The following is an 8,941-nucleotide window of genomic DNA, read 5'->3' as shown; positions in this document are numbered from 1 at the left end:
GCCCTGTCGGGTCATCCCAGTGGTCCCTGTCCGGCCCCCGGGGTGAGGGGGAGGGAGGTCAAGGTCGCGGGTGTGCTGCTGGGGGCCGAGGGGTCAGCTCAGTACCAGTGGTGGGTCTGCCAGAAGGCCCAGGCGGCGTTCGGGCTGCCGTAGCGGGTGTTCATGTAGTTCAGCGCCCACTTGATCTGGGTGGCCGGGTTGGTCTTCCAGTCCGCGCCGGCCGAGGCCATCTTGGAGGCCGGCAGGGCCTGGCCCAGTCCGTAGGAGCCCGAGCTCGGGTTGGTCGCGGTCACGTTCCAGCCGGACTCGTGGGAGATGATCTGGCTGAACGAGGCGAGCTGGTCCGCCGGCACCATCCGGGCCGCGATCGCCTGCGGGGAGGCGTCCGCGGCGTTCGCGGTGGCGGGGACCACGGCGGCACCCAGGGCGGTCAGACTGGCGGCGCCGGCAAAGATCGCGGCGGAGGTACGCATACGGATCTTGAAACTGGGCATAGACCTGGACCTCAATCGGGTTGGGCCGAGTCACGCCCCGTCCTGGACCGTGGCCGGACAGGGGCCATGACGGTCGCAGGGGCGTGACTTGGCAGTGAGCCGTTCACCGGCGGGACAGGAGCCGGTGTGGCTGGGTGGAGCAATTGTTGCCAGCTGGGATCGGTCGTCCACAAGACCCCCTTGTTACGATCCGCTGTCGTATTCAGGGGTTGGCCGTCGTTGGTTGGCGGGGCGGGTTGCGCGGTCGGCCACTGTGCTGAGCTGGGCAAATGTCGCGGTCGGGGGTAACGGGTGGCGCCGGGAGTGGCCACTATCGCCCGTCGTTGACCTTTTCAAGTGTGAGCGGGCTCACGGTTTATGTCAGGATTTGCCCGGTTTGTCCGTTACTGGCTGGGGCGCCGCACGTGCTCTGAGTGCAGGTGATCTTCCTGGGCCGAGACCCGCGTCACACTCGGATGCGAGGCGTGCGGCGCCCGGAAAGCCGTGGGGCACCCGCAGGGTTGCGTTCATCGGACAGGGCCCTCCGGCTCCGGGGCGCCGGCCCGGCAGTGTGTTCGGCCGTCCAGCGGCTTCGCGCATGCACATGCGCGGGCGGGGTGGCAGCGTGGAGGGGTCATGATCCGGATGCGCGGGGACGGCCTGGATGCACGGAGTGGACAGCCATGCCCATGGGGATGCGGAACCGGGCGGACCGGGGGAACACCGGTCCGCCCGGGGTAGGCCGCGCTCGCGGCTGCGGGTGCGCAGTGTCGCCGGGCAGGTGTTCCTGTGGATGCTGGTCGTGGTGGTGCTGCTGGTCGCCGCGTCGCTGACGGCATTCATCCTGCAGGCCCGGAGGTACGCCACGAGTGATGCCGAGCACCGCACGCGCGCCGCGGCCATCACCTTGGCGCAGGTCCCCACGGTGGTGGACGCTCTGGACAGCGCCAACCCGACCGCGGTGCTGCAGCCGCTGGCCCTGGACATCACGAAAAAGGGCGGCTTCGACTACGTCGTGATCGCCAGCCCCGAGGGGGTCCGCTACGCCCAGACCGCCCAGCCCGAGCTGATCGGACAGCACCTCATCGGCCCGTACCAGCTGGCCCTCAAGGGGCCGATCACCATCAGCTTCACCGCGCCCATCGGACGGGTCGTGGAAAGCAGCGCGCCGGTCACCAGAGCGGACGGTTCGGTAGCCGGCCTGGTCCAGGTCGGCTACACCGTCTCGCACGTGGGCAGTGCGGCGAGCCGACAGCTGCCGGTCCTGTTCGGCGGTGCGGTGGCCGCGCTGGCCGCGGGGACGGGCGGGGCGGTGCTGGTGCGGCGGCGGCTGCGCCGCCAGACGCACGGCCTGGGCCCGGCCGAGATGACGCGGATGTACGAACACCATGACGCGGTTCTGCACGCGGTCCGAGAGGGCGTGCTGATCGTCGGCGGGGACGGGCGGGCGCTGCTGGCGAACGACGAGGCCCGGCGACTGCTGGAGCTGCCGCCAGAGGTGGAGGGACGGCCGGTCACCGAGCTCGGGCTCGATCCCGGGCTGGCCGAGCTGCTGGCGTCCGGGCGGGTCGCCACCGACGAGGTCCACCCGGCCGGGGACCGGCTGCTCGCCGTCAACAACCGCCCCACCGCGCCGTTCGGCGGCGGGCCCGGCAACGTCGCGACCATCCGGGACACCACCGAGCTGCGGGCGCTGGCCGGACAGGCCGAGGCGGCCCGGGCCCGACTCAAGCTGCTGTACGACGCGGGACTTCGGGTGGGCACCACCCTGGACGTGGTGCGCACCGCGCAGGAGCTGGCGGATACGGCGGTTCCCCGGTTCACGGACTTCGCCACGGTCGAGCTGGCCGAGGCGGTGCTGCGCGGTGACGAGCCGCCCCCGGGTCTGGGTGCCGCGCAGGGGCCGCGGATCCGCCGAGTGGCCGCCAGCGGCCTCCGCGAGGACCGGCCGTTCTACCCGGTGGGCTCGCAGATCAGCTCGCTGCCCGGCACACCGGAGGCCACCGCCCTGGAGAGCGGGTACGCCGCGCTCGCCGCCGACCTGCACCAGGCACAGGCCTGGCGGGCGCGCGACCCGCAGACCGCCGACCGGATCCTCGCGTACGGGGTCCACTCGCTGATCTCCGCGCCGCTGCGGGCGCGCGGCCTGACCCTGGGCACGGTCACCTTCTGGCGCGCGGAACAGTCCGAGCCGTTCGGGCAGGAGGACGTGGCCTTCGCCGAAGAACTGGTCGCCCGCGCGGCGATGTGCGTGGACAACGCCCGCCGCTACACCCGTGAGTACCGGATGGCCGAGACGCTGCAGCGCAGCCTGCTGCCCCGGGGACTGCCCGAGCAGAGCGCCCTGGAGGTGGCCCACCGCTACCGGCCGGCGCAGCGGGGGGTCGGCGGGGACTGGTTCGACGTCATCCCGCTGCCCGGCTTCCGCGTGGCGCTGGTCGTCGGCGACGTCGTCGGCCACGGCCTGCACGCCGCCGCCACCATGGGCCGCCTGCGCACGGCCGTGCTCAACTTCTCCGCCCTCGACCTGCCCCCGGACGAGCTGCTCGCCCGCCTCGACGAACTGGTCGCCCACCTCAACCACGGCGGGGCCACCGAAGACGAGGAGGCGGCCGGCGTCACGGGCGCCACCTGCCTGTACGTGATCTACGACCCGGTCTCCGGACACTGCACCATGACACGGGCGGGCCACCCCCCGCCCGGGCTGGTCCGCCCGGACGGCAACGTGGAGTTCGTCGACCTGCCCGCCGGGCCGCCGCTCGGCGTGGGCGGCCTGCCCTTTGAAACCACCGAACTCCAGCTGGCACCCGGCACCGACCTGGTCCTCTACACCGACGGACTCGTCACCAACCGCGACCGCGACCTGGACAGCGGACTCGCCACGCTGCAGCGTTCCCTGGCGAACGCCCACGCGGACGGGTCCCCGGACTCCACCTGCCAGGCCGTGTTCGACGCGCTGGTCCCACCAAGCCCGAGCGACGACATCGCCCTCCTCATCGCCCGCACCCGCCTGTTCGAGCCCGACCAGGTGGCCACCTGGGACGTACCCCGCGACTTCGCCGCCGTCTCCCGCATTCGCAACGAATGCGCCGACCAGCTGACCGCCTGGGGCCTGGAGGACCTGACCTTCACCACCGAACTGATCCTCAGCGAACTGATCACCAACGCCATCCGCTACGGCACCGCGCCCATCCGCGTCCGCATGCTGCGCGACACCAGACTGGTCTGCGAGGTCTCCGACAGCAGCAGCACCGCCCCCCACCTGCGCTATGCCGCCACCACGGACGAGGGCGGCCGGGGCCTGTTCCTGGTGGCCCAGCTGGCCGAGCGGTGGGGAACCAGGTACACGGCCCGCGGCAAGGTCATCTGGTCCGAGCAGCCACTGACCGCACCCGAGTTCCAGTTCGAGGCGATGCTGCTGTAGCCCGGAGCGCGGGCGCTGCCACTCCCGTCGGCGCGGCCGGATGACCGGCCTGCCGCAGGCCGTTGCCGAGCTGCCCGAGGCCGCAGTCGCGGAGCTGTTCGCCCGCCAGGTGCGGGCCACCCCGGAGGCGGTCGCGGTCGTGGCGGGCGGCGCCGAGCTGACCTACGCGGAGCTCGACCTGCAGGCCAACCTCCTGGCGTGGGCGCTGATCCGTCAGGGCGTGCGGCCGGAGACGCCGGTCGCGGTCATGCTGGACCGCTCGGCGGAGCTGGTCGTGGCGATCCTGGCGATCATCAAGGCGGGCGGCGCCTACGTGCCGCTCGACTCGCGCTTCCCGTCGTCCCGGATCGAGCTGATCCTCCAGGAGACCGGGGCCGCGCTGGTGCTCAACCAGGACGTGCTGACCGCTCTGATCCAGGCCGAGCCCGACTCGTCTGGCGTGGAAGTCCCTTGGGCCGTCACCCACCGCGACGTGGTGGGCCTCGCGCTCACCCCCGAATGGCGCGGTGGCGGACACGAGCGGGTGCTGATGCCCCGGCGGCCTGTTCGCCGAGGACGCCGACGAGGAGCAGGCCACCAAGGCGTGGACCGCCTGGCTCAACGACACCCGAGCCTAGGATCACCGATGGAAACCTCAACGGAAGCCTCAACGGAAACCTCAATGACCCCGGTCCCCAAAGCCGTGGTCGACAAGCTCCCGACCTTCCTCTCGGCGCTCAGCGCCAAGCTCAACCCGATACCGTCGCACGGCAGTTGGTAGTCCCCTTCCGGCTGAAGCGCGGCCGGTGTCGTCCGGCACGGCAGTTTCCGGACGGCACCGGCCTGGGCGGTGGTTGGTTCTCATGTGTCGGGGGCGGGGGCCGGGTGTCGCACCTGGTGCAACGGTCCTGAGCAGTCAACCTGCTGAGATGCCCATCCGGCGGCGCGGGGGATACGCTGAAAAGGGCCCTGCGTAAAGCCAACACACGTCGGGTGGGCATCATGACTGAGATATCACGCAGGAACACCAAGAGCAAGGACAACGTGCGCCGTCGGATCGCCAGACCCCTGGTGGCCGCTGCGGTCGCCGCGGGACTCGGCGCGCTCGGCGCCGGGGGCTCAGTGGCCGCACCATCGCACGGGGTCGCCGCGTCCACGGTGTCGCAGACGGTCCTGACGGCCGTGCCCAGGGCGCCGGCCGCCGGAGCACAGCAAGTCACCATAGCGAACTACGCGTTCTCGCCCAGCACACTCACGGTCAGCAAGGGCACCACTGTCACCTGGACCAACAGCGACACCGACTCGCACACGGTGACCAGTAGCGGTTCCGGCCCGCTCGACTCCGGGACGCTGAACCAAGGAGCCTCGTACAGCTACACCTTCACCATGTCCGGGACATACGATTACACCTGCTCGATCCACCCGTTCATGCACGGCACGGTTGTGGTGCAGTAGATCGTGGTGGAGGAGGCCGGCTGAACGGAATGCCGCGCCGAGGTTACGACTCTGCTCAACTGCCCGTTACCGTCTGCTCGCAGCAGTCGGTAACGGGCAGTTGATCGGGCGTGTGTGATCGCCGGTAACCGGGCGTCCGATCGGGCCGGGTACCGTCATCGGCCTGGGTGGTGATCCGGCCTCATCAGGTCGCCGAGGACGGGACGGGGGCGGGATCCTCCGGCGCTCGGGCGTCTGGGGGCGTCTCGTCGGCGCTGGGAGCGATGCCACGGCGTTTGGAGACCCACACCGCAGTGATGACGACGGCCAGCGCCACCATGGCGATGGCCAGCCGCAGGCCGAGGTTGGCGCGAGGGCCGAAGCTGAGTTCGACGATGGCTGGGGCTACCAGGAGCGAGACCAGGTTCATCACCTTCAGCAGGGGGTTGATGGCCGGTCCAGCGGTGTCCTTGAACGGGTCCCCCACGGTGTCGCCGATGACGGTGGCCGCGTGGGCGGGGCTGCCCTTGCCTCCGTGGTGGCCGTCCTCGACCAGCTTCTTGGCGTTGTCCCAGGCGCCGCCGGAGGTGGCCAGGAAGACGGCCATCAGGGTGCCCGTGCTGATGGCACCGGCCAGGTACGATGCCAACGAGCCGACGCCGAACAGGAAGCCGAGGGCGATCGGGGCCATGATCGCGAGCAGGCCCGGGGTGGCCAGCTCGCGCAGCGCGTCGCGGGTGCAGATGTCCACCACCCGGCCGTACTCGGGTCGCTCGGTGCCGTCCATGATCCCGGGCCGGGTGCGGAACTGGTGTCGGACCTCGAAGACCACGGCGCCAGCGGAGCGCGAGACGGCGCTGATGGCCAGGGCCGAGAAGAGGAAGACGACGGCGGCACCGGCCAGCAGACCGACCAGGTTGTTGGGCTGATCGATGGCCAGGCTCAGGCTCGACCCGTGGGCGGCCGGGCCGATCTGCGCCTCGGCAGTGCCGATGGCGTCGGTGTAGGAGCCGAACAGCGCGGTGGCCGCGAGCACCGCGGTGGCGATGGCGATGCCCTTGGTGATCGCCTTGGTGGTGTTGCCGACCGCGTCCAACTCGGTGAGTACCTTGGCTCCCGGGCCGGTGACGTCGCCGGACATCTCGGCGATGCCCTGGGCGTTGTCGGAGACCGGGCCGAAGGTGTCCATGGCCACGATCACGCCCACGGTCGTCAGCAGCCCGGTGCCGGCCAGCGCGACCGCGAAGAGGGAGAGGATCAGCGAGCCGCCGCCGAGCAGGAAGGCCCCGTAGACGGCTGCGCCGATGGCCACGGCGGAGTACACGGCCGACTCCAGGCCGAGGGCGATGCCCGAGAGCACCACGGTGGCCGGCCCGGTCAGCGAGGTCTTGCCGACATCACGCACCGGGCGGCGGGTGGTTTCGGTGAAGTAGCCGGTGAGCTGCTGGATCACGGCGGCCAGCACGATTCCGATGGCCACCGCGGCCAGAGCGAACGTCCGCGGGCTGCCCGGGTGCCGGGTGATCTCGACCGGCACCCCGTGCAGACCGGAGAAACGTGCCGGAAGGAACGCGAAGACCGCGCCGGCCACCAGCGCCAGCGACACGACGGCGGAGGCGAAGAACCCGCGGGTGATCGCGGTCATCGCGCTGCGGTCCCCGGCCCGCGGGGAAACCAGGGCGATGCCGAGCATCGCCGTGAGCACCCCGATGCCGGGCACCACCAGCGGGAACGCCAGCCCCTTGTCGCCGAACGCGGCCCGGCCGAGGATCAGCGCGGCGACCAGGGTCACGGCGTACGACTCGAACAGGTCAGCCGCCATGCCCGCGCAGTCGCCCACGTTGTCGCCCACGTTGTCGGCGATCGTCGCCGCGTTGCGCGGATCGTCCTCCGGAATGCCCTGTTCCACCTTGCCCACCAGGTCCGCGCCCACGTCGGCGGCCTTGGTGAAGATCCCGCCGCCCACCCGCATGAACATCGCCAGCAGCGCCGCGCCGAAGCCGAACCCCTCCAGGACCTTCGGCGCGTCCGCCTGGTAGATCAGCACCACCACCGTGGCCCCCAGCAGACCCAGCCCGACGGTGAACATCCCGACCACCCCGCCGGTGCCGAAGGCGATCCGCATGGCCCGGTGCGAGACCGGGCGCACCGCCCGGTGCCCGGTCGGCGGTTCCCCCTCAGCTGCCGCCCCCACCACCACGGTCGCCGCGCGCGCCGCCGCGGCCACCCGGACGTTACTGCGCACCGCCAACTGCATCCCCACGTACCCGGTCACCGCCGAGAACGCCGCCCCGACCAGGAAGAACACCGAACGGCCGATCCGTTGCCCCCAGGTGTCCGCCGGGAGCAGCAACAGCACGAAAGGCACCACCCCGGCGAAGACCCCCAGGGTGCGGAACTGGCGCGCCAGATAGGCGTTCGCGCCCTCCTGGATCGCCTCAGCGATCTGCCGCATCTTCGCGGTGCCCTCGTCGGCTGCCAACACCTGCCGTACCAACACCCAGGCCACCAGCAGGGCACCGACCGCGATGGCCGCGACCGCGACCACGAGGGTCCGGTCCGCTCCGGTCAGCACGGGTGCGACCGCGGTCCGGACAGCGAGAAGACCCCGCCCGGGGAGGGGCACGAGGGTATGCGGTGCGGCGGGTGCGCTGGCGTCCTGTACCCCAGCCATTCCGTCCTCCTTCACGTCGCGCTGGTGCGCCCGGCGCGCTGTACCGCGCGGGCGGGTCGGCGCAGTGTGCCAACAGCGGTGATTCCCGGGTTCCCACTCCCGCTGAGTGGCTGAGGCGACAGCACCGTCCAGAGGGCGAAGCCCCTGTTCAGAGCGAGGCTAACCCCCGGTGCCCAGCGGTCTCCAAAGCATTGGTGCAACAGGGTGGCCGATCGTGCGGCCGCAGCCGATCCGCCCGAGAATGGGGATCTGGGGGCCGGTGGCGGCGCACGACGCCGACGACTCGCGAGGAGGACACCGCCATGGACTTCGAGGTGATCGTCGAGATCCCCCAGGGCTCGCGTAACAAGTACGAGATGGACCACGACACCGGGCGAATCCACCTCGACCGGATGCTGTTCACCGCTACCCGCTACCCGGCCGACTACGGGTTCATCGACCACACCCTCGGCGGGGACGGCGATCCCCTCGACGCGCTCGTCCTCGTCGGCGAGCCGACCTTTCCGGGATGCCTCGTCACCTGCCGCGCCATCGGCATGTTCGTGATGACCGACGAGAAGGGGCCGGACGAGAAGGTGCTCTGCGTGCCCGCCCACGACCCCCGCTTCGCACGCTTGCAGGACATCGACGACATGCCGTCCTACGACCTCATGGAGATCACCCACTTCTTCGAGGTCTACAAGGACCTCGAACCCGGGAAGTCGGTCGAGGGCTCGCACTGGGAGGACAAGGCCAAGGCGTACGCCGAGATCGAAGCTTCCCGCGCCCGCGCGGGCGGCAGCTCACGCTGAGAGGTAGCTGCTGCTGAGAGGTAGCCTCGGCGTACGGAAATGCCACATGCCGGGGCTATGTCTTGATCCGCTCGACTGCCACTCCGGTAGGGGCCTCCCGTGGGCGGTGCGAGCCGTTCGGGAGGCCCTGCCTTCATACCCTGGCCGACGGAAGATCACGTGGGCG

General features: G+C 71.0%; 6 protein-coding genes. 4 read left to right on the top strand and 2 right to left on the bottom strand.

The features are described 5' to 3' along the window. Positions 1-98: 98 nt before the first annotated feature. Positions 99-494, bottom strand: coding sequence for an aggregation-promoting factor C-terminal-like domain-containing protein (locus ACWC9T_RS23990; RefSeq protein WP_449823102.1), 396 nt, complete (start codon positions 492-494; stop codon positions 99-101). Positions 495-1,233: 739 nt separating this feature from the next. Between ACWC9T_RS23990 and ACWC9T_RS23985 the strand changes: the two genes are divergently transcribed. From ACWC9T_RS23985 to ACWC9T_RS23975, 3 genes are all read left to right on the top strand, one after another. Next, the gene (locus ACWC9T_RS23985) at positions 1,234-3,897 is read left to right on the top strand and encodes a SpoIIE family protein phosphatase (protein WP_449823101.1); all 2,664 of its coding nucleotides are present in this window, start codon (positions 1,234-1,236) and stop codon (positions 3,895-3,897) included. 40 nt (positions 3,898-3,937) lie between these two features. Then, entirely contained in the window at positions 3,938-4,657 is a 720-nt protein-coding gene (locus tag ACWC9T_RS23980) for an AMP-binding protein (protein ID WP_449823100.1), read from the top strand. Positions 4,658-4,878: 221 nt separating this feature from the next. Then, a complete protein-coding gene (locus ACWC9T_RS23975) occupies positions 4,879-5,331 on the top strand; it encodes a cupredoxin domain-containing protein (RefSeq protein ID WP_449823099.1) in 453 nt (150 codons plus the stop codon). Positions 5,332-5,515: 184 nt separating this feature from the next. Here the strand turns inward: ACWC9T_RS23975 and ACWC9T_RS23970 are convergent, their stop codons facing one another. Next, positions 5,516-7,984, bottom strand: a complete 2,469-nt coding sequence (locus tag ACWC9T_RS23970) for a sodium-translocating pyrophosphatase (RefSeq protein ID WP_449823098.1) — start codon at positions 7,982-7,984, stop codon at positions 5,516-5,518. Positions 7,985-8,286: 302 nt separating this feature from the next. On the opposite strand from ACWC9T_RS23970, the gene ACWC9T_RS23965 reads away from it, so the two are divergent. Continuing rightward, positions 8,287-8,775: an inorganic diphosphatase gene (locus ACWC9T_RS23965; RefSeq protein WP_449823097.1), complete on the top strand. Its 489-nt coding sequence runs from the start codon at positions 8,287-8,289 to the stop codon at positions 8,773-8,775. Positions 8,776-8,941: the final 166 nt, after the last annotated feature.

The organism is Kitasatospora sp. NPDC001159, from assembly GCF_053598235.1.
Note: the sequence above shows the minus strand (reverse complement) of the source record. Positions and strands in the feature narration are given on the sequence as shown.